This is a genomic window from Maritalea mediterranea (assembly GCF_021568695.1).
Classification (GTDB): domain Bacteria; phylum Pseudomonadota; class Alphaproteobacteria; order Rhizobiales; family Devosiaceae; genus Maritalea; species Maritalea mediterranea.
The window spans coordinates 413,384-438,372 of sequence record NZ_JAKGTI010000002.1 but is presented as its reverse complement, the minus strand read 5'-3'; the positions used below and the strand labels follow the sequence as shown (position 1 = coordinate 438,372).

At 54.9% G+C, this 24,989-nt stretch carries 21 protein-coding genes; 4 read left to right on the top strand and 17 right to left on the bottom strand.

The window, feature by feature from the left end; all coding sequences use genetic code 11:
- Positions 1 to 1,090: 1,090 nt before the first annotated feature.
- The 3 genes from recQ to uvrB form a co-directional block, all read right to left on the bottom strand.
- The gene (gene recQ, locus L1I42_RS11140) at positions 1,091 to 2,905 is read right to left on the bottom strand and encodes a DNA helicase RecQ (protein ID WP_236114601.1); all 1,815 of its coding nucleotides are present in this window, start codon (positions 2,903 to 2,905) and stop codon (positions 1,091 to 1,093) included.
- Between the two features lie 160 nt (positions 2,906 to 3,065).
- Positions 3,066 to 3,599, bottom strand: coding sequence for a hypothetical protein (locus L1I42_RS11135; protein ID WP_236114600.1), 534 nt, complete (start codon positions 3,597 to 3,599; stop codon positions 3,066 to 3,068).
- A 239-nt stretch (positions 3,600 to 3,838) separates the two neighbouring features.
- Positions 3,839 to 6,340, bottom strand: a complete 2,502-nt coding sequence (gene uvrB, locus L1I42_RS11130) for an excinuclease ABC subunit UvrB (RefSeq protein WP_236114599.1) — start codon at positions 6,338 to 6,340, stop codon at positions 3,839 to 3,841.
- Between the two features lie 210 nt (positions 6,341 to 6,550).
- Between uvrB and L1I42_RS11125 the strand changes: the two genes are divergently transcribed.
- The gene (locus tag L1I42_RS11125) at positions 6,551 to 8,029 is read left to right on the top strand and encodes an MDR family MFS transporter (RefSeq protein WP_236114598.1); all 1,479 of its coding nucleotides are present in this window, start codon (positions 6,551 to 6,553) and stop codon (positions 8,027 to 8,029) included.
- Between the two features lie 28 nt (positions 8,030 to 8,057).
- Here L1I42_RS11125 and L1I42_RS11120 read toward each other — a convergent pair whose 3' ends face one another.
- The 5 genes from L1I42_RS11120 to L1I42_RS11100 form a co-directional block, all read right to left on the bottom strand.
- Positions 8,058 to 8,783: an SIMPL domain-containing protein gene (locus L1I42_RS11120; RefSeq protein WP_236114597.1), complete on the bottom strand. Its 726-nt coding sequence runs from the start codon at positions 8,781 to 8,783 to the stop codon at positions 8,058 to 8,060.
- A gap of 112 nt (positions 8,784 to 8,895) precedes the next feature.
- A complete protein-coding gene (locus tag L1I42_RS11115; protein WP_236114596.1) occupies positions 8,896 to 9,765 on the bottom strand; it encodes an SH3 domain-containing protein in 870 nt (289 codons plus the stop codon).
- A gap of 363 nt (positions 9,766 to 10,128) precedes the next feature.
- The gene (locus tag L1I42_RS11110; RefSeq protein WP_236114595.1) at positions 10,129 to 10,998 is read right to left on the bottom strand and encodes an SH3 domain-containing protein; all 870 of its coding nucleotides are present in this window, start codon (positions 10,996 to 10,998) and stop codon (positions 10,129 to 10,131) included.
- A 220-nt stretch (positions 10,999 to 11,218) separates the two neighbouring features.
- A complete protein-coding gene (locus L1I42_RS11105) occupies positions 11,219 to 11,602 on the bottom strand; it encodes an acyl-CoA thioesterase (protein WP_236114594.1) in 384 nt (127 codons plus the stop codon).
- A gap of 9 nt (positions 11,603 to 11,611) precedes the next feature.
- Positions 11,612 to 12,283 carry a thymidine kinase gene (locus L1I42_RS11100; RefSeq protein ID WP_236114593.1) on the bottom strand — a complete coding sequence of 224 codons (672 nt, stop codon included), beginning with the start codon at positions 12,281 to 12,283 and terminating at the stop codon, positions 11,612 to 11,614.
- Positions 12,284 to 12,717: 434 nt separating this feature from the next.
- Here L1I42_RS11100 and L1I42_RS11095 point away from each other — a divergent pair, with 434 nt between their 5' ends.
- Positions 12,718 to 13,119 carry a DUF2147 domain-containing protein gene (locus L1I42_RS11095; RefSeq protein ID WP_236114592.1) on the top strand — a complete coding sequence of 134 codons (402 nt, stop codon included), beginning with the start codon at positions 12,718 to 12,720 and terminating at the stop codon, positions 13,117 to 13,119.
- Here L1I42_RS11095 and L1I42_RS11090 read toward each other — a convergent pair.
- The 4 genes from L1I42_RS11090 to L1I42_RS11075 all read right to left on the bottom strand — a co-directional run bounded on the left by L1I42_RS11090 (position 13,114) and on the right by L1I42_RS11075 (position 16,524).
- On the bottom strand, positions 13,114 to 14,007 hold the full coding sequence (locus L1I42_RS11090) for a DMT family transporter (protein ID WP_236114591.1): 894 nt from the start codon (positions 14,005 to 14,007) through the stop codon (positions 13,114 to 13,116). The two genes, L1I42_RS11095 and L1I42_RS11090, sit on opposite strands and share 6 nt — an antisense overlap.
- Before the next feature lie 55 nt (positions 14,008 to 14,062).
- Positions 14,063 to 15,289: an aminotransferase class V-fold PLP-dependent enzyme gene (locus tag L1I42_RS11085; RefSeq protein WP_236114590.1), complete on the bottom strand. Its 1,227-nt coding sequence runs from the start codon at positions 15,287 to 15,289 to the stop codon at positions 14,063 to 14,065.
- A gap of 222 nt (positions 15,290 to 15,511) precedes the next feature.
- Positions 15,512 to 16,078, bottom strand: a complete 567-nt coding sequence (locus L1I42_RS11080) for a Spy/CpxP family protein refolding chaperone (protein WP_236114589.1) — start codon at positions 16,076 to 16,078, stop codon at positions 15,512 to 15,514.
- A gap of 194 nt (positions 16,079 to 16,272) precedes the next feature.
- Entirely contained in the window at positions 16,273 to 16,524 is a 252-nt protein-coding gene (locus tag L1I42_RS11075; protein WP_236114588.1) for a hypothetical protein, read from the bottom strand.
- A 189-nt stretch (positions 16,525 to 16,713) separates the two neighbouring features.
- On the opposite strand from L1I42_RS11075, the gene L1I42_RS11070 reads away from it, so the two are divergent.
- Positions 16,714 to 17,916 (top strand): pyridoxal phosphate-dependent aminotransferase, encoded by a 1,203-nt coding sequence (locus L1I42_RS11070; RefSeq protein ID WP_236114587.1) that lies wholly within the window; start codon positions 16,714 to 16,716, stop codon positions 17,914 to 17,916.
- 561 nt (positions 17,917 to 18,477) lie between these two features.
- On the opposite strand, the gene L1I42_RS11065 is transcribed toward L1I42_RS11070, so the two are convergent.
- Positions 18,478 to 19,422 (bottom strand): nucleoside hydrolase, encoded by a 945-nt coding sequence (locus tag L1I42_RS11065; protein WP_236114586.1) that lies wholly within the window; start codon positions 19,420 to 19,422, stop codon positions 18,478 to 18,480.
- Complete coding sequence (locus L1I42_RS11060) at positions 19,419 to 20,294, bottom strand: ribokinase (protein WP_236114585.1); 876 nt, start codon at positions 20,292 to 20,294, stop codon at positions 19,419 to 19,421. Before L1I42_RS11060 ends, L1I42_RS11065 begins: the two co-directional genes overlap by 4 nt.
- A gap of 160 nt (positions 20,295 to 20,454) precedes the next feature.
- On the opposite strand from L1I42_RS11060, the gene msrP reads away from it, so the two are divergent.
- Positions 20,455 to 21,423 carry a protein-methionine-sulfoxide reductase catalytic subunit MsrP gene (msrP, locus tag L1I42_RS11055; RefSeq protein ID WP_236114584.1) on the top strand — a complete coding sequence of 323 codons (969 nt, stop codon included), beginning with the start codon at positions 20,455 to 20,457 and terminating at the stop codon, positions 21,421 to 21,423.
- 281 nt (positions 21,424 to 21,704) lie between these two features.
- On the opposite strand, the gene L1I42_RS11050 is transcribed toward msrP, so the two are convergent.
- The 3 genes from L1I42_RS11050 to trxB form a co-directional block, all read right to left on the bottom strand.
- Positions 21,705 to 22,343, bottom strand: coding sequence for a LysE family translocator (locus L1I42_RS11050; protein ID WP_236114583.1), 639 nt, complete (start codon positions 22,341 to 22,343; stop codon positions 21,705 to 21,707).
- 720 nt (positions 22,344 to 23,063) lie between these two features.
- Complete coding sequence (locus L1I42_RS11045; RefSeq protein WP_236114582.1) at positions 23,064 to 23,960, bottom strand: LysR family transcriptional regulator; 897 nt, start codon at positions 23,958 to 23,960, stop codon at positions 23,064 to 23,066.
- Positions 23,960 to 24,913, bottom strand: coding sequence for a thioredoxin-disulfide reductase (gene trxB, locus L1I42_RS11040; RefSeq protein ID WP_236114581.1), 954 nt, complete (start codon positions 24,911 to 24,913; stop codon positions 23,960 to 23,962). The genes L1I42_RS11045 and trxB overlap by 1 nt, the downstream gene beginning before the upstream one ends.
- Positions 24,914 to 24,989: the final 76 nt, after the last annotated feature.

Here is a 24,989-nt window from a genome sequence, read left to right as displayed (position 1 = left end):
TTTGTCAATGAGTTAGTATGGTCGCATGGGAGCGGGCGATATAAGGCAGTCCTGGAGCGCTTTCTATTTTAGGTTGTGTGTTTGGAACGATCTTTAAAAGGCAATGCGCCCGCCTGTTTCTTCAGTCGGGGGTCTTGCATGTTGGTTGAGCGTTGGAGTTGGGTTGGGCGCTGTACCTCGCTCTGGATGCTGATTGGCCCCTCGGGTCAGGCCCGAGGGTGACGGGAGAGCGGGGCGTCGGCATTGGTCTCAGATTTGGATGAATCGCCGTGTGATCGAGCGCAAATGGATTGCAAGATCAAGTCTTGCAATGACGTGGGGAAGAGTGGTGGGGCGGTGCTAAGTTGGAGATGCTTTTCGGCCCCGGATCAGGTCCGAGGGTGACGGCGTTTGGGGGGTGCGTTTGTCATAATAGGTGACCGTCATTCCCGCGTAGGCGGGAATCCAGAAATGAATGTCGGCGGGCAAGTCGCTGGCTTTGTGCGTCTTAAACTGTGCTTGTCTGGATCTCCGGGTCAAGTCCGAGGATGACGGGTGAGCAGGGCGCCGGCATTGGTCTCAGATTTGGATGAATCGCCGTGTGATCGAGCGCAAATGGATTGCAAGATCAAGTCTTGCAATGACGTGGGGGAGAGTGGTGGGGCGGTGCCATGTTGGAGATGCTTTTTGGCCCCGGATCAGGTCCGGGGCGGCCCCCTGGGGAGGTCGGGCTTGGGCAAATGGTTCGGTATGTTCTGCTGTGTGTTCAACACTCACACGTCATTACCGGACTTGATCCGGTAATCCATTTGAGTTGTCCGCTTTGCACTTTGCTGGCGTTAGTTGGCATCCCACCCCTAGCCCCTTCCCATCGAGGGGGAGGGAATCGCATGCAAATGGAATTGGTCTGTGAAACGCGTTAAAAGCAAGTTTTGCAGCTTCTTCGCATGACCACCTCCGTTGTCGCCCCGGACTTGATCCGGGGTCTATTCAGCGCCGCTGGTCGGCTCTGACGTGGTTGTCTAGCGATTTGATTTAGAAAATGACTAGTCGCATTCATATGCGATTACCCTGCTGTCGAGGGGAGGGAGACTTTGCGGTGTTTCGTTGACTAGGCCGAGCTGGCCTCATTGGCGATGGCGTCTAGAAACACTTGCCCATAGCGGTCGAGTTTGGATTTGCCGATGCCGTTGATCTCCAGCATGGCGTCCAGATTGGTGGGTTTGGCTTGGGCCAGTTCCACAAGGGTGCGGTCGTGGAAGATGACGTAGGCGGGGACCTTGTTGGTTTTGGCCAGCTCGCTGCGCACGGATCTTAGCGTGTTGAGCAGAGTTTGATCTTCTGTGTTGAGCGGTGCTGATGTTGCGAGGCCGCTGCCGGCTTTGCGTTTGTTGCGGAGGGGTTTTACGTAATGCCGCATGGGCAGGGCGGGTTTTTCGTTCAAGAATTTGCGCCCGGCGCGGGTGATCATAAAGCCGCCCTGACCTTCGGGATTGAGGCACAGCAAATTGCTGGCGATCAATTGGCGGAAGACGTTTTGCCATTCGGGTTTGGTCAAATCCTGACCGACGCCGAAGGTGGGGAGTTGGTCGTGGCCAAATTGGGTGATGCGATCGTTTTCGGTGCCGAGCAGCACATCGACCAGATAGGCGATGCCGAACCGTTCGCCGGTGCGATAGACGCAAGAGATGGCTTTTTGTGCCGGAATCGAGGCGTCGAAGGTTTCCGGGGGCTGTTCGCAGGTGTCGCAATTTCCGCACGGCTCGCAATGATCGTCGAAATAATTGAGCAGCACCTGCCGACGGCATTTTGCGGTTTCGCAGAGGCCGAATAGGGCGCCAAGTTTTTGATGCTGAATGTGTTTTTGCGCTTGTGGGGCGGTGGAGGCTTCAATCCATTGGCGTTGCTGGGCTGCATCTTCCAAGCCATAGAGCATCAGCGCGTTTGAGGGCAGGCCGTCGCGCCCGGCGCGGCCGGTTTCCTGATAATAGGCTTCGATATTTTTTGGCGTGTTCATGTGCACCACAAAGCGCACATCGGGTTTGTCGATCCCCATGCCAAAGGCGATGGTGGCGACCATGATCACCCGCTCGCCCTGCAAAAAGGCCTGTTGATTTTGCGCGCGCACTTCGCTTGAAAGCCCGGCATGATAAGGCAGTGCTTCGATGCCCTGTTCACACAGCCATGCGGCCATCTCCTCAACATTTTTGCGCGACAGGCAATAGATGATCCCGCAATCTTCCGGGTGCTTATCTTTGAGGAAACGCAGGACCTGATTGCGGGGGGAATTGCGCAGGGCAATTGAATAATTGATGTTGGGACGGTCGAAGCCGCCGATAAAGCTGCGGCCATCGTCGAGCGCGAGGCGGTGAACAATGTCAGCACGGGTTTGCGCATCTGCGGTGGCGGTAAGGGCAACGCGGGGCACGTTGGGAAAACGTTCGGCCAGCATCGAGAGCGCCGCGTAATCAGGGCGGAAATCGTGGCCCCATTCGGAGACGCAGTGGGCTTCGTCGATGGCGAACAGGGCGATGTTGCATTTGTCGAGGAAGGACAAAAAGTCTGGCATCATCAGCCGTTCGGGGGCGACATAGAGCAGGTCAATTGTACCTTCGCGCACCTGCCGCCGTACGGCGCTCACTTCTTCGAAAGTCATGGTTGAGTTGATCGCGGCAGATTTGATGTTCATCTGATCAAGGGCGTTGATCTGGTCCTGCATCAAAGCGATCAGCGGCGAGACCACAACCGCAACGCCTTTGCGGCAAAGCGCCGGGATCTGATAGCAAAGTGACTTACCCGCGCCCGTTGGCATCAGCACAAAGGCATTGCCACCCTTGACAACATGATTGATGACGTCTTCCTGCTGGCCGCGAAAGGCGTCATATCCGTAATAGTCGCGTAGAATGCTGAGGGGGGTGTTGGTCATAGGCTCAAAGTTAAGACAATAAGTTTGGTCGCGGATTCGCGGGCAACTGTAATGCAGATTGAGCCTGAATGATATGCGACCGTGCGGCCTTCAACCGTTATGTTTGGTCGCGATGGAGAGGAAGGCCCCGCAATTTGCGGGGCGCGCCAATTGTAGCTGTTTAGCTGGTGGGCAAAGCGCTTGGGCTGAACTGGCACATTTCGCCAGCACGGGCCATGCTTTCGGTAAACCCGGCGGGTGAGAACAAGCCGTACAGCACGGTTTCACCGTCTGATTGTCGTTCCATGGCGAAGCCCACTGCGTTTGATGCCCGGTTGATCTCGGTGATCATTTCGGACACGAAGCCGCTGGTCATGGATGCGTTGTAGCCAGTGGGGCCAAGGTCCGTGGACATTTCGTCGCCGAGCCATGTCGCTTCTCCGTCAATTTCCAGCACGACATAATCGTCTTCACCCCAAGGTGCGCCCGTTTCACCGGGCCAGGGTGCATATTCATAGCTGAAGCCTGCGTTGTAGCCTTTCTCCTCAAACCGGAAAACCAGCGCGCCGGAAGTATCGCGGGCAGAGCGGGTGGTGAAGACGTAACAAACCTGACCGATTTTGCTGGCGGCCCAGTCGCCGCTGCTGAAGGTTTGGGCGGCGGCAGGAGAGGTGAACCCTAATCCAACCAGCAGGGCCAAAATGATGTAACGCATGTGATTTCCTTGTTTGATTGCTTTAACTGATTTTTAGTTGAGCTTTAGGGGTTGGTCAAGAAATCAAACTGATTAAAACTAATTGATCTTATTGAGGGTTTTTGTGATTTTGCGCGTGCAGACGCTTTAAAAAAGACCGCGGAAGTGAGCTTTTTTCGTCTCTTTTGTGGCGCGGAGATCTAGACATGAGTGGAGAAGGCGTGGCGGATGATGAGGAAATTCACCATCCGCCAGAGATGTTATTCGCCCAGATGCGAGTCCATCACGTCGAGTTCCATTTCTTTCAGGCGCTTGACCTCATCGCGGAGGCGGGCGGCTTCTTCGAACTCGAGGTTGGTGGCGGCGTCGCGCATTTTGGCTTCGAGGTCTTTAATCGTCGCGGCGAGGTTGTCGCCCACATGCACATCACCCTTGGAGAATTTGTCTTTGCCGGTGGCCACGGTGACGCGGTCGCCTTCATAGACGGATTCCATGATGTTTTTGATGTTTGATTTGACCGTTTGCGGCGTGATGCCATGCTCTTCATTGTAGGCGAGCTGCTTTTCGCGCCGGCGATTGGTTTCGGCCATTGCCCGTTCCATGGAACCGGTGACGCGATCGGCGTAAAGCACAACGCGTCCATCAGCGTTCCGCGCAGCGCGACCGATGGTTTGGATCAATGAGGTTTCCGAGCGAAGGAAACCCTCCTTGTCCGCATCGAGAATGGCGACGAGGGCACATTCGGGAATGTCCAAGCCCTCACGCAACAGGTTGATGCCCACCAGCACATCGAACGCGCCAAGGCGGAGATCGCGGATGATCTCAATTCGCTCCACCGTATCCACGTCCGAATGCATGTAGCGGACCTTGATGCCTTGCTCATGCATATATTCGGTGAGGTCTTCGGCCATCTTTTTGGTCAAAGTGGTCAGCAAGGTGCGGTAGCCCTGCTTGGCGACCTTTTTCACTTCGTCGATTACATCGTCTACCTGATTGGTGGCCGGGCGGATTTCCACAGGTGGATCAATAAGGCCGGTAGGGCGAATGACCTGCTCGGCGAACACGCCGCCCGTCTGATCCATTTCCCAATTGCCCGGGGTGGCCGAGACATAGACCGATTGTGGCCGCATGGCGTTCCACTCTTCAAAGCGCAGTGGACGGTTGTCCATGGCGGATGGCAGGCGGAAACCATATTCGGCCAAGGTGGCCTTGCGGCGGAAGTCGCCGCGATACATGGCGCCCAACTGTCCGATGGTCACGTGGCTTTCGTCCACGAACAGCATAGCGTTATCGGGCAGATATTCGAACAGGGTTGGGGGTGGCTCGCCGGGCTTGCGGCCGGTGAGATAGCGCGAATAGTTTTCGATGCCCGCGCAGGAGCCAGTGGCTTCCATCATTTCCAGATCGAAGAGGGTGCGCTGTTCCAAGCGTTGGGCTTCGAGGAAACGGCCTGCGCCGTTGAGTTCCTGCAAACGACCTTGCAACTCGGTTTTGATATGCTTGATCGCCTGGGTCAGGGTCGGGCGCGGGGTCACATAGTGCGAGTTCGCATAGAGGCGGATATGTTTGAGCTTGGCGGCCTTTTTGCCCGTCAACGGATCAAATTCCACGATTTCTTCAATCTCATCGCCCCACAGGGTGACGCGCCAGGCGGCGGTGTCATAGTGGGCGGGGAAAATCTCGATGGTGTCGCCGCGCACGCGGAAGGTGCCGCGGGTGAAGGCGGCTTCGTTGCGCTTATATTGCAGCGCCACCAGCTCGGCGAGCAGCTCGCGCTGATCGATTTTTTGCCCTTCGGACAGATCGACAATCATGGAGGTATAGCCCTCTACCGAGCCGATACCGTAAATGCAGGACACCGAGGCGACGATGATCACGTCATCGCGTTCGAGCACGGCACGGGTGGCCGAGTGGCGCATCCGGTCGATCTGCTCATTGATGGTGGATTCTTTTTCAATATAGGTGTCGGTGCGTGGCACATAGGCTTCGGGCTGGTAATAATCGTAGTAGGAAACGAAATATTCCACCGCATTGTTGGGGAAGAAGCTTTTGAATTCGCCATAAAGCTGCGCCGCCAATGTTTTGTTGGGGGCAAGGATCAAGGCCGGGCGTTGGGTTTGCGCGATAAGCGACGCGACGGTGAAGGTTTTACCGGAGCCGGTAACGCCCAAAAGCACCTGATCGGTTTCGCCATTTTCAATGCCTTCGCCAAGCTCTGCGATGGCCGTGGGCTGGTCGCCGCGCGGTTCAAAATCGGTGGCCAGCTCAAAGCGTTGGCCGCCTTCCAGTTTGGCCGGACGGGCTGGGCGGTGCGGTTGCCATGCCTCGGTGCCTTCCACTTCTTTCCGGCCATGCTCGATCAAATCCTGCAGCGCCTGCACCGTTGCGGTAACGCCGCCAGTGGAGCCTGTCAGTGATTTTGCATTCTCTTTACTCTTGGCTTTGGCCTCTGGAATATGATTGAACCCCGCCTGAGGCGCTTCTTCAAACCCATCAAGGTTTGTGGGGCGCTCAACCGCGTTTGCCTTGGATTTGGGCGAACGTTTCGACATGCCGGTTTTGGTGTCCGGATTCGAGGTTTTGGTGGTTTTACGCTTGGCTGCATCGGCGTCAGCCCGATCAAGCGCGCGTTTGTTTTTCAGGCGCTGCTGCGGCAACGGCTTTGAGGCTTCGATCTCTTCCGCTTTTTCGATTTCATTGATGAATTCGTCGATGGAAAAGTCGGCCTTGGCGGGCCGTTGAGATTTGTTATCGTCGCTCATGAAAACTACCTTGGTGCGGATGTGCTGCAGATACGGACCGCGAGTCTGTTAAGATCAGTATAGGCAATGTAGGTTGGAACGTAAAGAGAACAAGGGTGGTTCCGCAAGAAAAGGAAATTTGGCCCAAAGCAGTTGACAGATTGTCGCACCCGGGTGCATTTTGGCCAGCCCTTAGGCCCATATTTTAGCTCTCCCACGAAGAAGGCTCCCATGACTGATCTTAATTCCGCTGCCGAGGCATTGCCTCCGGAAGAGGCCGCGCCCGACCATACGGGGCGCAACCGACTGGTGATTGCGCTTTTGCTCATTTCGACTTTCGTGGTGTTTCTCAATGAAACCATCATGACCGTCGCGCTGCCGCGACTGATGGTGGCTTTGGACGTATCGGCAGGTGCCGTGCAGTGGCTGACGACAGCCTTTTTGCTGACTATGGCCGTGGTGATCCCGATTACGGGCTTCCTGATTCAGCAAATGAACACGCGGCCAATCTTTATATTGGCCATGAGCGTTTTCAGCGTTGGTACCTTTGTGTGTGCGGTTTCGCCGGGGTTGGAACTTTTGATTTTCGGGCGCGTGACCCAAGCGGTGGGCACCGCGATCATGATGCCCTTGTTGATGACCACGGTTATGACCCTGGTGCCGCCGGAAGGCCGGGGCAAAACCATGGGTAACATTTCTATTGTGATCTCGGTGGCGCCTGCCATCGGCCCGACCATATCAGGCTTTGTGCTCAACTATATGGAATGGCGCTGGCTGTTTATTCTGGTGATGCCAATTGCGCTTTTAGCGCTGGCTGCCGGGTCCAAATATATGAAAAATGTGACCGAGCCGCGCTATGCGCCGCTGGATATTTTGTCGGTGATCCTGTCTGCCATCGCCTTTGGCGGGTTGGTCTATGGCCTGTCAAGCTTTGGCGGTGAAGGCACGGTAGCGATTGCCGGGCTGCCCAGCTGGGCGCCGCTGGTCATTGGTGCTGTGGTGATGGTGATCTTTATCGCGCGGCAATTGCACTTGCAAAAGAAAGACAGTGCGCTGCTCGATTTTCGCACCTTTCAGTCGCGGCTTTATTCGATCTGTGTGGGCATGCTTGCGATCAGCATGGCGGTGCTGTTGGGCACAGTGATCCTGCTGCCAATCTATACCCAGAATGTGTTGGGGATTGATGCTTTGCAAACCGGATTGCTGCTGATGCCAGGTGGCTTGCTGATGGGACTTTTGGCGCCAACGGTGGGGCGGCTCTATGACCGCTATGGACCGCGACCTTTGGTGATCCCGGGTACATTGCTGGTCTCGGCGGTGTTGTGGGCGCTGACCCAAGTGGGCGAGACCACCAGCATTTACAATATTCTGATCGGCCATGTGGTGTTGAGCCTCGGGCTGGCCCTGGTGTTTACACCGCTCTTTACGTCCGGGCTTGGCTCAGTGCCGCCGCAGCTGTATTCCCACGGCAGTGCCATGCTGGGCAGCATCCAACAAGTCTCTGGCGCGGCCGGTGTGGCGCTGTTTGTGGCGGTGATGGCGGTGCAGTCTCGCCTTGCGAGCGAAGCGGGGCTGGCCGAAGTGCCCGCGCTGACCGAGGGCATCCGCTGGGCCTTTATGTGTGGCGCGGTGATCTACATGTTTGCAGTGGCAGCGGCCTGGATGGTGCGCCGCCCGGCTGACGCGCGGGAAGCCGTGGCTGCGCAGTAGTTTGGAGGGCCCTGCGGGGTCCTTCTTGCTAGTCGATAAGGAAATAAGTGATTGTGGTCACCACGCGTACCTTCTTCTCAATTTGCCGGTCGGGACGGTCATTGGGGATATCGACGGCGGGCAGGATTTGGAACACACCTTGATTGGCGGTTTGGATATTGCCGACTTTGGAATCTGACTGAATGGCGAATTGCTGAGCCGCCTCGCGGGCCCGTTGCGTCGCCTCGGTCAGCATATCGCCTTTCAGATCGTTGAGATCGGTAAAGACAAAGGATGGGCCGCCCGACCAGGCATCGGACGAAAACACCACCCCGGCGCGAAGCAAATCGGTGATATTGCGGGCAGCTTCGGCCAGCTGATCGACCTCGTTGGTGGTGACCAGCAAGTCCTCGGTGAGGGTGAAACGGGCTTCGGCAGGATAATTGCCGCCATTATAGCCGGTGAACCGGTCTTCGACCTTTATGTTTTGCACTTCAATCGTGTCTGGCCCAAAGCCATTATTGGCCAGAAAAGCGCGCACGGCTTTTTCCGCCTGTTCGAGCTCAGCGCGGGCCGTATCCAAGGTGGGGCCGGTGGCCACAAATTTGATCGGCCAGAACCCGAGATCGGCCTTCACCTGCTGTTCGGCTAGACCTTTCACCGTGACGGTACGAATAGGTTCGCGCGAACGTTCCAGCGATTGACCGGCAAGCCAGCCAGCGCCTGAAACACCCAGGGCGAGCAATATGGCAGAAATGATGATGGCTGTGCGCATGAGTTCCTCCCCAAGCCCGCGTCTAGAAAAGTACAAAATCACGGCCAAAATGCGACAGCACCCGTGGGGTAAACCCCGAGGAGTGCTGCCGCGCTGATCAGGTCATGAGTTTTTACCGCACCTGAATAGATGAGATCTCATCATTCATGTTGGCTCCAAGGGAGCGGATATTTTTGTCGGTGACAATGCAATTGCCGCCGAAATTGGCGTGCATACATGCCGTGACCTGAACATCACCTTCAACGCGAATGGAACTGATGGAATCGTTCCAACTGCCCTGAAGCAGGCTCACGCCTTCGCCTTTTTCCAAGCAGAAGCTTGGTCCGCCATAGGCGAAATCACGATAGAAACAGGCTTGGTCATTCTCGTCCGGTTCGGGTTCTGGGCGGTTGCCGATGCTAAAGCTGAACTCGCCGTCGCTGCCGAACTCGACGCTAAAGCCTGGTTCATTTTGGTTGCCACCCGTGTCACCACCTCCACTGGTGCGGCTTAGATAGCGTGCGGCGACCCAGCCATCAGGGCCATCATGGGTAATGTAACACCAGCTTCCCGAACAGCGTTCAACGTTTACACGCTCGCCACGGTACAGAGCGTCTACCACGCGGTAACCCGTGCCCGGGCCTGAGCGTACGTTCAAGGCGACTGTTGCGCGGGCGGTGTAATTTACTGCGGTACCGCCGTCATAATCATTGCCATTGCCGCCAGTATTGCCGCCGCCCGTGCGATTCAAGTAACGGGCGGAAACCCAGCCGTCTGGGCCAGTGTGGGTGATGTAGCACCAATTACGTGAACTGCTGCACCGCTCAACATTGACTTCTTCCCCGGCATAGAGCGTGTCGACTACGCGATAATCGGTACTGGGGCCGCTACGCACATTGAGCGCGGTTGTGGATGTTGCTGAATAGGCCATCGCGGAGCCAGCCATCAGGGTGACCCCTGTAATGGCGGCGGCGAAAGTATATAGAACTTGTCTCAGATACATTTTACTCTCCCATCATCGTTAAACGTTTTTCCGATCAAGAGGCAAAACGATTTTTTGGAAGAAAAGTTGCGGTATATTTGATGATTCTTTTATTTTGAGTTTTGTAAAGCAAATCGATGGCTTGCTGAATCTGCTTTTCGACTAGGACTTTATAGTAGGATTGATATCTATATTGAGTGGTACAGACGTTTGGCGGGAAGAATTAGCGTTTGGGTCAAATGTGCTGCGTTGATCGCTAACTGAGCACGCGAGGACACTGATTGAGCCAAAAACGGTTTCGGTGCCAATGTGGGTTGAGTTGGAATGACAACACCCCCGAGTAAACCCCGGGGGTGTTGCTGCGCTCACGCGATCTACAAAGTCCTAGTGGACTCTGATGGATGAGATTTCATTGTCTAGCCGTGGGCCGATGCGCGGGTAGCTGCGATCTACCGTGCGGCAGAATCCGCGGAAGCGTGCATGTTCACAAACCGTTACGTCGACATCGCCAAACACACGCATAGAGCTGATTTCATCGTTCCAGCCGTCGCGCAGTCGACGCACGCTTTCACCTTCATCCAGGCAGAAGCTTCGGCCGCGATAGTGGGGCTCACTATAGAAGCAGGCGCGGGCATCTTCATGCTGCGGCGGCAAATTGCCGAAGCTGAAGCTGAACTCGCCATCACTGCCAAATTGGATGGAGAAGTTCGGTTTGTTGTTTCCGCCTTGGTGACCACCGCCAGTATTGCCGCCGCCAATGCGGGCGAGATATTGTTTGGCGACCCAGCCGTCCGGGCCGTTATGGGTGATGTAGCACCAGCTGCTGCGGCAACGTTCAACAGTTACGCGCTCGCCTTCATATAGTGCGTCAACAATGCTGCGATGGGTGCTTGGACCAGAGCGAACATTCAGCGCTGTCGTGGCACGGGCCTGATATTCTCCACCCGTATGGCCACCGCCATTGTTGCCGCCATCGTAGTTTCCGCCACCGTGGCGTTGCAGATATTTTGCGGAAACCCAGCCGTCTGGGCCGGTATGTGTGATGTAGCACCAGCTGCGAGAGTTGGTGCAGCGCTCAACATTGACGCGTTCGCCCGCATAAAGCGCATCGACCACGCGATATTCTGTGCCCGGGCCAGAGCGCACATTGAGGGCTGTTTTAGATGATGCCGGGAAAGCCGATGCAGCACTCGTAAACATGGCCATGCCGGCAAGGGCCAAGCTCGTAGTTAATACAAATAGACGTAGGCTCATTTTTCTCTCCCTGAATGATCCGATGTGTTCGTCTTGGAGATAAAACAATATTGCGCCTGAATGGTTGCTGAACGAGCGTGTTAATATTCTGTTCATATTAAAACGCGCCGGCTTTTGGCAGTAAATGTCAGCGTGCACGAGTGCATACGCGGTCCAGCGCCAATGCGCGTTGGCAGAGGCTCGGGAGGCTAGATCCCGGCAGTTTCAATGATAATGTGCCTTACTGGGCGAATGAGCTGGGTTTGCCAGACGCGTCGAGCGCCACATAGACAAAGGTGCCGTCGGTGACTTTGACACGATCTGCCGCGCGGTTGCGGCGGGCCCAGGCCTCCATATAGACGGTGATCGAGGTGGTGCCGGTTTTCTCAATGGTGGTGTAAACGCATAGCACATCACCGATTTTGACCGGGGCGATGAAGGTCATGGCTTCAATCGCCACGGTGACCACGCGGCTGTTGGCGCGCTCAGAGGCGGCGATGCCGCCGGCAATGTCCATCTGGCTCAGAACCCAGCCGCCAAAAATATCGCCCGCGGGATTGGTGTCGGCAGGCATGGCGACGGTGCGCAGGGTCAATTCACCTTTGGGCTCTTCCTGATGCGGCATAATGGTCACCTATCCTAATTGCGCCAGGGACTCGTCGTCCTCATCCTCGTCCAAGCTTATCGGCGTTGCCGCATTGGGCTCTAGTCGAAAAGCGGTGACCACGGACGGGTCCCGCATTTTTTCTTCCCAATGTTTGCGGCACATGGAGACATAGATTTCCTTGCCGATGGCCACTTGGTCGCCCTCACGCATGGGTTGGCCATGTTCATCAAAGCGCACCACCATGGTGGCCTTGCTGCCGCATTCACATATGGTGCGGATTTCGCGCAGAATATCGGCGATGGCCAGAAGCTCTGCCGATCCTTCAAACAATTTGCCCTGAAAATCGGTGCGCAGGCCATAGCACATGACCGGAATGTTCATATGGTCTGCTACCCGCGCCAATTGCCAGACCTGCTGGGCGGTGAGAAACTGAGCCTCATCGACAAAGATGCAGTCGATCTTTTGCTGCTTGTTGGCGGTTATAATCTGCTCGAGTAGATTGTCTTCAGCACGATAAAGGTTGGCTTCCACATCCAAACCGATGCGGGACGAGATTTTGCCTACCCCGCCTTCAGCGTAAAGGGCCGATGTGTAAAGCAGGGCATTCATGCCCCGTTCCTGATAATTGTGGGCGGCCTGCAGCAAAATGGTGGATTTGCCTGCATTCATGGCAGCATAGGAGAAATAGAGTTTGGCCATGCCCTTGGTCCTTTGTGGCGCCCATTTCAGATTCGATGGTTTTATTATGACTCAGTTGCGCGAAAATTGAAGCAGGACGGCGGGAAAAAGATCAGTTCGCCACAGATAAAAGGATTGACCAAAAAAGAAGGCCGCTGGCGGAGCGGCCAATGGCATGCATTTGGGGGCGCACGCCGGTTGCAATTTTCGGGGCTATTGCAACAGTTGGGTTGAGAACGGGAATGTTCATCCTCAATATCGGCCAGGTTAGGAGCCGTTGTTTACAGTTTGGTGTCGGCAATGTGACGGTTTTGTGACCGGTCACAAGGTTATGGGTAAACTGAGCAGTTAGGCGATGGAACATTCATTTAAGGTTTGCGTTAGCTATTCACATTCGCGCCATGATCACTATGTAAGGAATATTATGCGGGTGGCGCTTGAACAAGGAGCATTCAATGCGCAATTTTAAGACAGTGATTTTGGCAAGCCTTTTTGGCCTTTTTTCAGTTGGTGCGGGCTCGGCACAAGATATGTCCCCTGAGGGCATCTGGCAGCCTGCGAACAAAGAGTCGCGCTATAAGATCACTTTTTGCGGGGAAGACAACACCAAGCTGTGCGGCTTGGTGCACTGGATCCAGCCAGAGCATCAGAATGCTGATAACAAGCAGCTTTTGGGCACCTATTTGTTTTCAGAATTGCCCCAGCGTGCTGAAAACAAATGGCGCGGCAAGATCACATTGCGCGGCCACACTATTCGCGGCAACGTAACCCAGCTTTCGCCTAATAAGCTGAAAGTGGATGCATGCATGCTGATCTGGTGTGAAGAAGTGACCCTCGACAAATTCTCTGATTTATAATTCCAGATTTGTCACGGGGTCGATCGGGTGTTTTTTCTCCCGTTTGGCCTGAATGATGGGCACGGTTTCCACCAAAACGATCGCAAAGAAAATCAATGCCGCGCCAGCGTATCCAACCAGGCTCAGGCGTTCGCCCAACACCAGGGCGGCGCCAATGGCGGCGAAAAGACTTTCCCCAGACAGAATGATGGCCGCATTGGCTGCGGGTACATGTTGTTGGCCGATGGCTTGCAGAGTGAAGCCCACAGCCGTCGACAACAAGCCCGCATAAACAATCTCTTTCCAGCCAAGTTGCAGCACTTCAATATTGACCGTTTCAAGAGCGAAACCACCGCCCAGGCTGTAGAGCCCGGCGAGGATGAAGATGAGAGCTGAGATGGTGATCGGGCGTTTTGTCAGCGCCGCGGTGTAGCCCAGCAAAAGCACATGCACGGCCCAGAAAATGGCGCTGCTCATCACTAAGAAATCACCGATCACGAAATTGTCGAGACGGGCACCGTTGAGAAGATAAAGGCCGAGCAGGGCCAGCGGCATGCAAATCCAGACGATGCTGGGCAGGCGCTGGCGAAAGAAAAGCGTAAGAATAAAGGGCACAAACATCACGTAAAGCCCGGTGAGGAAACCGGCATTGGTGACTGTTGCTGTGAGCAAACCGGCCTGTTGCAGCCATGAGCCGAGGAAGAAGGCGGCGCTGAGGATAAAGATCAATCCCCAGGCGCGTTTTGAAATCGGCTCCTTCTGGCGCTTATGCTCGAACCAGGCCAAAGGCAGAATGACAATGCCACCCAGCAAATAGCGTGAGGCCAGGAAGGTGAGCGGGCCCATGGAGTCCATCGCGGACTTTTGCGCGATAAAGGCAAAGCCCCACACCATGGTGGCAATAATCATAATAAGGGTCGCCAGGGAGCGAGGCATAGGCATAGTCCGCAATGTGTGAGGGAGGTTAGAGCACCTGATCGAGAGCGCTGATCAATTGTTGGACTTCAGCCTCATCCGTAAAGTGAACGAACGAGGTGCGCAAGACCCCATGGTTCGGGTCGATCTCCATGCCTTCCATCAAGCGATAGACATAGAAATGACCGCCAGCGGCCATGATCTTATGTTCGGCCAGATCGCGGGCCAGTTCCAGTCCCGGCTTCTCGCAGATCATGGAAATGGTGGGTACCCGCGCGTCCAAATCGTCGGTGCCGACGAGGCGCACTTTGTTGGAGGATTTCAAATAATCCATCAAAGGTGTAAGCAAGGCGGTTTCCTGCTCGCGCAAGGCGCTGAACAATTTGCGCTCACCATTGTTGGGGCGGGCAATGTTCATCTCGTCAGCAATTTGATCGAAATAAGCGGCGATGCCAGCGCTGGCTGCAATTTGCGCGTGATCCGGCCCCGCCGGGACCAACCGCTTGCGCGGGATTCCGTTATTGAAGAAATGCCCCTGATTGGGCAACTGCCCGGCCAAGGACGGATTAATCGCCATCAGACCCTGATGCGGACCAAAGGTTTTGTAGGTGGAGAACAGATAGACATCTGCCCCCAAAGCTGACAGGTCGGGCATGGTGTGTGGCGCATAGGCCACGCCGTCGACAATGGTTTTGGCACCCACTTTTTTTGCCGCCGCACAGATTTCGGCCACGGGGTTGATCTCGCCGACAATGTTTGAGGCGTGGGGGAAGGTGATCAGTTTCACCTTGTTGTCCAACAGGTTTTCAAACGCATCCATTTCCAGCGAGCCAGTGGTCGAATTCACCTTCCACTCGCGGACCTCAAGGCCTTTTTCTTCCGCCATGCGGCGTACGGCACCAGTGTTGGCTTCATGGTCCTGATTGGTGACAATGATCGCATCACCGGCCTTGAGCATTTGACCAAAAGCATGAGCCAAAGTGTAGGTGTTGGCGCTGGTGGAAGGGCCAAAGTGAATCCAGCTCACATCGACATTGAGCAGCCGGGCCAATGCAACATGGCCTTCATCCATTTCCACCCCTGCTTCCTTTGAAGCCGGATATTGGCCATAGGGCTGCAACTTATGGGCGGTGAAATAGTGGTTGTAGCGATCAATGACCTGCTTGCACATATAGGAGCCACCTGCATTCTCAAAAAAGCCCCAGCCCTTCAGGCTGTCTTCATTAAATGCTGGAAAGTGTGCACGGAAAGTTGCCGGATTAAATGGCAGCGTCATGATCGTCCCCCTTTGGTTGTACCAAAGTGGTATCGGGGGATTGACGCGTTGGCAAGCGGGAAACTGGCTGTTTTGCCCATTGAAAATATTGATGGGTCGCCCACAAAAACTGATGCGGGCGACCAATCAGGAGAGACATATGTGGCATTGGAGAGAGGGTGCTGGCAGCCCATGGGCACGGGAGGCCGCCAGCGACAACGTCACATAATGTTACGGGTAGAATTACGCGTCGCTGTCATCCTCATCATCTTCATCGTCGTCATCACGATCATGAGTATGCTTTCCTTTGGGGCCTTTCTTGCTCAGTTCGGCTTTCTGCTCGTCGTTCAGCGTCTCGTAAAAATCGGCAAAGACCGGCGTGATTTGGCCCATCGCATCAAGCTGCAATTGCATGATGGCCTGGCGTTTTTCCATGCGGTCCACTGGGCTAGCAGGTTTGTTATCCTTCAATGGCGCGCAGGCTTCGGCGGCATCGGCCTGAGCCTCGGTGACGGTGGCTTTGAGCGTTTCAAAGGCTGAGGTCTGGTCCGCAGTCAATTGCAGCTTTTCCGCCATCTTGTCGAGGCGTTTGACGGCTTTTTCAGCACCTTGGGGCGCGCAGATCATGCCAAGGAAACCGTGGCCGCCGCGGGTCATGCGGTGGTGGCCACCTTTTTTGCCCTTATGTTGCTGTTCGGCGCGTTTGCCGTCGCCGTGATTGTCGGCATAAGCGGCAGCAGGGGCCATTGCAGAAACGGCGAGCGTGCCGACCATGGCGGCGGTGAGGGCGAGTGTTGAAAGCTTTTTCATTTTGATCTTCCTTTCGATCCAAGTTGTGTGTCTGATCGAGATTGAAGATAGGAAAAGCCAGATTGCGGGAAGTTTGCCGTTAGATGACAAATTGGTAAGTTTGGTAAGAAACGAGGAAGGTGCTAGTTTAAGCCATTAAAAAACCAGCCCTTTAAAAAGGGCTGGTCAAAACAAAAACCGCTTTGGAGGGGGAGTTATTTGCTGGATCGGTTTTTGTTTTCCCGTACCCGCACGGGGGAGGTGCGGCGCTTGGGGCCTGCTGTTGTCCGCCAAAGTTCGACGATAATGGCCAGACAAATTAATAGGGCTGGAATGATTATACCAAGGGCGACCTGGTCTGCAGGATTATGGGTCGCGGCGACCGCAGGGCCGGCAACAACGCCTGCACCGAGGAAAAGCGCGAAACCAACGGATAGTATGGTGAGAAACTTCGATTGCTTTTTCATGTCATCGCTCCTTTGAACAGGATCGACTGTGCCCCCTAAGTGCGGGTGAATTTTGAATGAAATAAGAAAAATTCCGGCAAAAAATTAGGCCAATTTGTGGCTGCCATAAAGCTTAACGAAATATGCGTTGCCAAAAAGCCACTAAATTGTTCATATCAGGCCACTTGCAACTTGAATCTGGTTTATCTCATGGAAAAAATCTCCGCTGCGCTGCGCCGCATCAAGCCGTCTGCCTCTATGGCTATTTCGCAATTGGCCTTAGAAAAGAAAGCAGCTGGGGAAGATGTAATTGCCCTAAGCGCAGGAGAGCCGGATTTTGATACGCCAGAACCCATTCGTGATGCGGCTAAACGGGCAATGGATGCGGGCAAAACCCGTTACACAGCCGCCAGCGGTATTCCGGAGCTTAAGGCTGCGATCGCTCGCAAATATGAGCGCGATAATAATATTAAAACAGATCCGGCCGATTGCTTTGTGGCGACGGGCGGCAAGCAGATCATCTACAATGCGCTGATGGCGACATTGGATGAAGGTGACGAGGCGATTGTGCCCGCGCCTTATTGGGTGTCCTACCCGGAAATGGTGCGCCTGACCGGGGCAACGCCGATCATTTTGGAAGCGGACGCTGCGCAGGGCTTTAAGATCACATCGCAGCAATTGGAAGATGCGATCAACGACAAGACGGTGTGGCTGTTGCTCAATAGTCCGTCTAACCCCACCGGCGCAGTGTATAGCGCTGAAGAGCTGAAAGCACTTGCCGAAGTGTTGCGCAAGCATCCTCAAGTGATGGTGCTGATGGATGATATTTACGAGCATCTTGTTTATGGCGATACGCAATTTGCCACCATGGTTGAAGTGGCACCTGATCTGCAGGATCGGGTGGTGACCATGAATGGCGTTTCAAAAGCCTATGCCATGACCGGCTGGCGCATTGGCTATTGCACCGGGCCAAGCTGGTTGATCAAAGCGATGAACAAATTGCAGGGCCAATCTACTTCTAACCCCTGTTCAATTGCACAATGGGCCAGCGTGGAAGCGCTGGAAGGCGATCAGAGCTTTCTGACCGACTGGCGCGCCGCCTTTGGCAGCCGTCGTGATTTTGTCGTGGGTCGCTTGAACAAGATTGAGGACATTGAGTGTCTCACGCCTGACGGGGCGTTTTATGTCTATCCGTCTTGCGCTGCTTTTATCGGCAAGACGCGCGCCGATGGCAAAGTCATCGAGAATGACGAGGATTTTGTGATGGGCCTGTTGGCGGAGCAAAATGTTGCCAGCGTGCATGGCGGTGCCTATGGGCTGTCGCCCTATTTTCGGGTGTCTTATGCCTTGTCCCTGCCCGAGCTTGAGCGGGCTTGTGATCGGATTGAGGCTTATTGCAAGGGGTTGACGTAGGGGCTGTCACCCCACCCTTAATCCCTCCCCATCAAGGGGAGGGTAATCGCATATGAGTGTAACCAGTTATTTTTGAATCAATTCGTTGGGTAAAAAGCCAAACCATCGCCGACCGCCAGCGCTGCTCAGACCCCGGATCAAGTCCGGGGAGGCCCCCACGGAGAAGATGAGGCCACGTAACACCAAGGCTCGCGCCGAGGCGCTAAATATGTGCTTGGGCTGCGCATCGCTAACCACCGCTTTTTCATATGCGATAGCCCTGCCATCAAGGGGAGGGAGATAGTTGTGCTTTGCTGCTTGGTGGGCCCAAAGTGCGCTGGTGGAGTGTTGTGTTGCTAGCCGCAAATGGATTGCAAGATCAGGTCTTGCAATGACGCGGGTGCATTTGGTGCATGCGCTTCCCCAAGGGCTGTCCCGCACTTGATGCGGGACCAATATTTACCGTGGGCTAAGGGTGTTTGGCCCCGGATCAAGTCCGGGGCGGACAGGGGGATATGTCGTGATCAACCCAAAGGGCAGTCCCGGCCTTGAGCCGGGATCACCTGTGTGTTTGCTTTGGAGCTATTGCCGTGCGGCTTTGCGGGCGTCGGCGTTGGCTAGCGTGTCGAGGAACACTTTGCGCACGGCTTCGCTGTCGGCAGTGGTGCAGACATGAACACGGCGGGTGCCGTCGGCGATTTCTACGGTGTTGCCCACCTCATTGCCATCCAGCACCGTGTTCAGCGGTACATGTTTGGTTTCAAACAGATCCGGGTCGGTAAGAGCGATAATGGCCGCTGGGTCGTGCAGCGCGCAGCCTTGCAGGCCGACATTGTTCACGTAGAAATTGATGTAGTAGGTGGAAATCTGGCTCAAGAATTCGCCGATTTCCGGGGAGCTTTCGCTGACCTTGGCAAAATCATCCAGGGTGCAGACGATTTTTTGGGTCACATCGAGGCCAACTAGGGTGACATCCCATTCGGCATCAAACACTTTTTGCGCCGCGTGGGGGTCGTTCCAGACATTGGCTTCGGCAAATTCGGTGACATTGCCCGGCGCATCGACGGCACCGCCCATGATGACGACATTTTTCGCATTTTTGGCGATCGCCGGGTCATGCGCCAGCGCCAGCGCCAGATTGGTGAGCGGGCCAACGGCGCAGATGGTGATTTCGCCCGGATGGGCCGCAGTCATTTCGCACAAAAACTCGGCAGCGCTGCGCGGGTCTTTTTTGCGCGACGGATTGGTGCGGGGATAATCGCCAAAACCTTCAACGCCATGCACGAAATCAGCGTGCGGGTTCGGGGTTTGCACCAAGGGCACTTTGGCCCCTTCGGCCACAGGCGTATCCGCCCCCACCATTTCAGCCAGATGCAAGGCGTTGCGGGTGGCGGTGGTGACCGGCACATTGCCGAAAATGGTGGTCATGCCCAGCAATTCCAGACGCGGATCGGCATAGATGTGATGGATGGCCATGGCATCATCAATGCCCGGATCGGTATCAAGAATGATTTTGTGTTGGCTCATGAATGGGTCTCCAAAAAGGTTTGAACTTCGTCATAAGTGGGAATGGCACTGGCGGCCCCGAGGCGGGTGACCTGGATGGCGCTGGCAGCGCTTGCGATTTTGAGGGCTTTTTCCGGTTCAGTGCCCTTGTCGAGCTCGGCCAGGAAGAAGCCAAGAAACGTGTCGCCCGCGCCTGTGGTGTCGATGGCATCGACCTTAAAGCTGGCGCTGGTGAAAGTGCCCGATGGCGTGCGCAGCTCTGCGCCTTTTTCGCCCTTGGTGACCAACACATAATCGCATTCGAGCTGATCTATGGGTTTGCCGGAGGCTTGCGCCAGTTGCTGGGCTTCGATCTCGTTGACCGCGATCAAATCCACATGCGGGATGATGCTGGCGGCGCGCTGGGCATCGAAAGGTGCGGCGGCATAAGCGATCTTCATGCCGCGCTGTTGGGCGGTTTTCAAGGCATGGTCGACATTGTTGGTTTCGTTTTGAAAGAGCAACCAGTCGTTTGCGTTCGCCTCGGCCAAGGCGGCTTCAATCGCATCATCGGTGAAGTTCTGGTTGGCCCCGCCATTGAGCACAATATTGTTCTCACCATGATCGTCGACATAAATAATGGCGTGGCCGGTGGGGGTGTCGGTGACCGCCACTTTATCAATATTCACACCGGCATCTTTCAAAATGTCGAGCACCCAGCCATCGTCTTGTCCGATTTGGCCAAAATGCCGGATGTCGCCTTTGGCGCGGGCGATGGCGATGGACTGGTTGGCGCCTTTGCCGCCCAAGCCTTTCTCGAAGGAAATGGCCGCCAGTGTTTCACCCGGCTGCGGGAAGTGTGGCACGCGGTGCACATAGTCAATATTGATTGACCCGAAATTGATGATGCTCATAACCAACCCCACCTTTTTGGTTGATGATCTTTATTTTGACCTTTTGATCAAAAAATTACTGTATTGTCGAGCCTGATCTTGCTCACGCGGATTTTATCGTTGATCATTTGCCCGTGAACGCGAACCGGTCTTTAATCTCCCAAACAAGGGAGTTCACTTCATGCATATTCGCAAATCACCACGCTGGCAACTCAAGCAGGCTGAGGCGACGCCGGAGTCGGTTTATCTAAATCGTCGCCAGATTATGGCCGGCGGACTGGCGGCTGGCGCGATTGCAGCAAGCGGTGGGTTGGGCATTTCCAAAGCCTTCGCCCAAGAAGATCGCATGGCGCTAGAAGCGGCGCGAAATGATGCCTATCAGCTGGATCGCGATTTGACGCCGGAAAAGTTCAATCTCGAATATAACAATTTTTATGAATTTGGATCGCACAAGGAAATTGCCAGCGCGGCCCAGGCGCTTGAAGCGCGCCCTTGGGAAGTGACCATTGACGGGATGGTGGAAAAGCCGATCAAAATGGACATTGATGAGCTGATGGCCAAGATGACGTTGGAAGAACGGCTGTATCGTCATCGATGCGTTGAAGCGTGGTCGATGACTGTGCCGTGGATCGGCTTTCCGCTGCGCAAGCTGGTGGAGATGGCCGCGCCAACGTCCGGTGCCAAATATGTGCGCATGGAAACGTTTAATGATCCCAGCGTGGCGCGGGGAATCAAGACCCAGCCCTGGTATCCCTGGCCCTATGTGGAAGGGCTGACCATGGCCGAGGCCACCAATGATCTGGCGTTTCTGGTGGTGGGCGCCTATGGCAAAGTGGTGGCCGACCAGATGGGGGCGCCACTGCGATTGGCGGTGCCTTGGAAATATGGCTTTAAATCCATTAAATCGATTGTGCGGTTTGAATTTACCGATCAGCAGCCCGTGAGCTTTTGGGAGCAATTGCAGGCGCGTGAATATGGCTTTTGGGCCAATGTGAACCCGGAGGTGCCGCATCCGCGCTGGAGCCAGGCGCGAGAGCGTGTGTTGCATACGGGCGAATATGTGCCGACACAATTGTTCAATGGCTATGGTGAAGAGGTGGCCAGCCTTTATACCGGCATGGAGGATTTGGGCGATCGGCTTTATCGCTGACCGACTTGAATTTGTAAGAATGGCCCCTTTATGGGCCTGCCGCGTGCGGGCCCACTTTTTTGGCCCCAAAACCAAAAAAGGCCCCGCACGAAGCGAAGCCTTAATTGGTACAGCAAACATCGAGGGAGGAGGGACGAGTTTGCTGTTCTTGTGAGAGTTAAGTTCGCTGGGAGGAGGATGCGTTCTCAACTCTTATGCCCCTTATATGCGCCTCGGTCGGGTGATTTACAAGCGTTCAGATTGCATATGAGGGATGCGCTTTTTGCATGGGTGCTCGAGACCTATGCGTTTGGGCGGAAACTGGCCAGTTTGAGGCCAAAGCCAACAAAGACCAACCCGGTGACGCCCTTAAGCCGGCGCTGCACCTTGCCCGACCGTGCAAATCCCGTTAGCCCGGAAAAAAGCAGCACCATCGCGCCAAACCAGATCGCATTGATCGTTGAATGGATAAAGACCAGCAGGAATGATGTGGCGATTGCCGCTTCACCGGGCGTTATGAATTGCGGGAAGGCGGCGAGATAGAACATGGACACTTTTGGGTTGAGGGCATTGGTGAGTAAGCCCTCCACATAGGCTTTGAACAAGCTTCTTTTGCGCCGGGCTGGGGCAATCTCCGCGGTAGGTGCAATGCCCTTATAGGCGGCCCAGAGTGCTTTAAACCCAATCCAGCACAAATAGGCAGCGCCCAGATATTTGACCAGGGTGAAGGCAAAAGCAGAATTCACAAGAATGACGGAGATGCCCAGAATGGAGAGCGCGCCATGCAGGTAAAAGGCTGTGAGAAAGCCCAGCACATTGGCAAAGCCTGTGGCGCGGCCTGAGGTGGGGACCGTTTTGGCGATGAGCACACCGTTGGGGCCGGGGGAGATAACCAACAAAGTGGCAACAAAGGTGAAGGTCAGAATTTCGGACCAAAGCATAATGACAATCCCCTATCAGTTGATGGGGATAGCATGGGGCCGACCGCGCGCCAATATGGGCGCAAAAAAAAGACCCCACCGTCTGGATGGGGTCTTTGAAGTTGCAGCAGACGTCGAGGGAGGAGGGACGAGTCTGCTTTACTCTGAAGAGTCTCACTCGTTGGGAGGAGGTACGTGCTCAACTCTTATGAGGGAGATATGTTCCTTCCCGGGACAAAAAACAAGAGGCATCTGCGCATAGAAGCCGTGCGCTTTTCGCATGGGTGCTGAGCCCTACAAATCAGCGCAAAAAAAAAGACCTCGCCGGGAGGAGGCGAGGTCTTGGAATAAGTAGGGCAGACAGCGAGGGAGGAGGGACGTTGTCTGCCTAAAACGATTTGACAACTTGGGAGGAGGAGGACGTTGTCATCACGTTATGACCCCTATATGGCGCATCACATCCGGTTTGCCAATGGGGGTTGGCGCATATGGGGTATGCGCAATTTGCATGGCTGCTTGTTTGGTATATTTGCACAAAAAAAAGCCCCATCCGAAGATGGGGCTGAGAATTCAAGAGGAAACCTCTTACAAGGAGGGAATAGCGACAAAGTTGAGGGAGGAGGAACAACTTTTGTTTGCCGCTTTTCTTGAGGCGCGTTATGCACACAGCGCTTTGGTTTAGCAAATGTTAATTGCTCATATCAGATATGCGTTCTATGCATATGTCGAAATCAGATGTGGTTAGAACGCCCAATCGCGGGCTTTGGAGACCAGAAAATCGCGGAAAACGCCGACCCGTTTTGAGGCTTTCAAAGCGGGTGGATAAACGAAATATGTTTCAAATTCAGGGGTTTCCGCATCGTCCAACACTTGCACAAGGCTAGGCTCGCCCTCAGTGATATAGTCAGGCAGCATGGCGATGCCAATGCCTTCGCGCGCCGCTTGCATCATGCCGTAAATGGCGTTGACGCGTAAAATGGGCTGGCGTGGATTGTTCTCCGGACGGCCCAGACGCTCAAGATAATTCACATCGCCCAAATATTCAGGGCTGGGATTCCCGAACGTGATAATTCGATGATTGTCGAGATCTTCCACACTATTGGGGATGCCGAATTTTTCTAGGTAGGACGTTGCGGCATAGAGGTGGAAGTGCACGGTGAACAATTTGCGTTGAATCAGTTCGGACTGGTTGGGGCGGTGCAAACGGATGGCGACATCCGCCTCACGCATGGCTAGATCCAATTCAGAATCGTTCAATTTGATTTCAAGTTGGATAGTGGGGTAGCGGTCCAAAAACTCGTCTATCCGCGAAGTGAGCCAAGTTGAGCCGAAGCCAACTGTGGTGGTGACCAGAAGCGGGCCAGACGGCATGTCCTGACTTTCGGTCATTTGGGCTTCAACCGATTGCAGTTCCCAAGCCATGCGGTGGGCGGTGCGGAACAATTGCTCGCCCACCTCTGTCATCACCAGGCCGCGGGCATGGCGAATAAACAGTTTGAGGCCCAGACTATCCTCGAGAGACGAGATTTGACGGGAGACCGCCGATTGGCTCATGCCCAAACGCTCACCCGCATGGGTAAAACTGCCAGCTTCGGCAACGACATGAAAAATTCTGAGGCGGTCCCAATCAATGGCCATTATTCAGCCGCCTCGGCGACTTCTTGTTCAGCCAAAAACTTCTCAGCTTCCAGTGCGGCCATACAGCCCATGCCTGCGGCAGTGACCGCCTGACGATAAATATCGTCCGTCACGTCGCCCGCGGCATATACGCCTGGGATGCTGGTGGCAGTGCTGTCCGGTGCGGTGACCAGATAGCCGCCATGCTTCATCTCCAATTTTCCTTCAAACAGGTTGGTTGCTGGGGCGTGGCCAATGGCGATAAAGATGCCATCCACGTCCATCTCAGTAATTTCGCCGGTGTTGCGGTTTTTGATTTTTGCGCCCGTAACGGATTTTGGAATCCCGTCCGTGCCGGTGACTTCTTCCAACTCGCTGTCCCAAATGACTTCGATTTTTTCATTTTTGAACAGACGCTGCTGCAAGATTTTTTCAGCGCGGAACGAATCGCGGCGGTGGACCACGGTGACCTTGGAGGCGAAGTTTGTGAGGAACAGGGCTTCTTCCACAGCGGTGTTGCCGCCGCCCACAACGATCACATGCTTGTCGCGATAGAAAAAGCCATCGCAGGTGGCACAGGCAGAAACGCCAAAGCCTTGGAAGGCCTGTTCAGACGGCAGGCCGAGCCATTTGGCCTGGGCGCCAGTGGCGATCACCAGCGCATCGCAGGTATAGATGGTGCCGCTATCGCCGGTGAGGGTGAAGGGACGTTTGTCCAGATCAACGCCGACAACGGTGTCGGTGACCATTTTGGTGCCCATATTTTCGGCCTGCGCTTTCATCTGTTCCATCAGCCAGGGGCCTTGGATCATATCGGCGAAGCCCGGATAGTTTTCTACCTCGGTGGTGATGGTGAGTTGTCCGCCGGGCTGAATGCCCTGAATTACAACCGGTTCAAGCATGGCGCGAGCGGCATAGATGGCGGCCGAATAGCCTGCCGGGCCGGAGCCAATGATCATGACAGGAGCGTGCATATGCGCAACCTTCTCTTCGAATATTAGTGTTGTCTATAGTTTATGTATCGCTGTGCCCGGTTGCAAGAAGTCGCGG

Coding starts and splice junctions, on each gene's coding strand:
- trxB (WP_236114581.1), bottom strand. CDS start 24,913: ATGCACGCTCCTGTCATGATCATTGGCTCCGGCCCGGCAGGCTATTCG.
- L1I42_RS11070 (WP_236114587.1), top strand. CDS start 16,714: ATGGAAAAAATCTCCGCTGCGCTGCGCCGCATCAAGCCGTCTGCCTCT.
- msrP (WP_236114584.1), top strand. CDS start 20,455: ATGCATATTCGCAAATCACCACGCTGGCAACTCAAGCAGGCTGAGGCG.
- L1I42_RS11060 (WP_236114585.1), bottom strand. CDS start 20,294: ATGAGCATCATCAATTTCGGGTCAATCAATATTGACTATGTGCACCGC.
- L1I42_RS11085 (WP_236114590.1), bottom strand. CDS start 15,289: ATGACGCTGCCATTTAATCCGGCAACTTTCCGTGCACACTTTCCAGCA.
- L1I42_RS11100 (WP_236114593.1), bottom strand. CDS start 12,283: ATGGCCAAACTCTATTTCTCCTATGCTGCCATGAATGCAGGCAAATCC.
- L1I42_RS11105 (WP_236114594.1), bottom strand. CDS start 11,602: ATGCCGCATCAGGAAGAGCCCAAAGGTGAATTGACCCTGCGCACCGTC.
- L1I42_RS11050 (WP_236114583.1), bottom strand. CDS start 22,343: ATGCTTTGGTCCGAAATTCTGACCTTCACCTTTGTTGCCACTTTGTTG.
- L1I42_RS11120 (WP_236114597.1), bottom strand. CDS start 8,783: ATGCGCACAGCCATCATCATTTCTGCCATATTGCTCGCCCTGGGTGTT.
- L1I42_RS11080 (WP_236114589.1), bottom strand. CDS start 16,078: ATGAAAAAGCTTTCAACACTCGCCCTCACCGCCGCCATGGTCGGCACG.
- L1I42_RS11090 (WP_236114591.1), bottom strand. CDS start 14,007: ATGATTATTGCCACCATGGTGTGGGGCTTTGCCTTTATCGCGCAAAAG.
- L1I42_RS11045 (WP_236114582.1), bottom strand. CDS start 23,960: ATGGCCATTGATTGGGACCGCCTCAGAATTTTTCATGTCGTTGCCGAA.
- L1I42_RS11065 (WP_236114586.1), bottom strand. CDS start 19,422: ATGAGCCAACACAAAATCATTCTTGATACCGATCCGGGCATTGATGAT.
- L1I42_RS11125 (WP_236114598.1), top strand. CDS start 6,551: ATGACTGATCTTAATTCCGCTGCCGAGGCATTGCCTCCGGAAGAGGCC.
- recQ (WP_236114601.1), bottom strand. CDS start 2,905: ATGACCAACACCCCCCTCAGCATTCTACGCGACTATTACGGATATGAC.
- L1I42_RS11075 (WP_236114588.1), bottom strand. CDS start 16,524: ATGAAAAAGCAATCGAAGTTTCTCACCATACTATCCGTTGGTTTCGCG.
- uvrB (WP_236114599.1), bottom strand. CDS start 6,340: ATGAGCGACGATAACAAATCTCAACGGCCCGCCAAGGCCGACTTTTCC.
- L1I42_RS11095 (WP_236114592.1), top strand. CDS start 12,718: ATGCGCAATTTTAAGACAGTGATTTTGGCAAGCCTTTTTGGCCTTTTT.
- L1I42_RS11110 (WP_236114595.1), bottom strand. CDS start 10,998: ATGAGCCTACGTCTATTTGTATTAACTACGAGCTTGGCCCTTGCCGGC.
- L1I42_RS11135 (WP_236114600.1), bottom strand. CDS start 3,599: ATGCGTTACATCATTTTGGCCCTGCTGGTTGGATTAGGGTTCACCTCT.
- L1I42_RS11115 (WP_236114596.1), bottom strand. CDS start 9,765: ATGTATCTGAGACAAGTTCTATATACTTTCGCCGCCGCCATTACAGGG.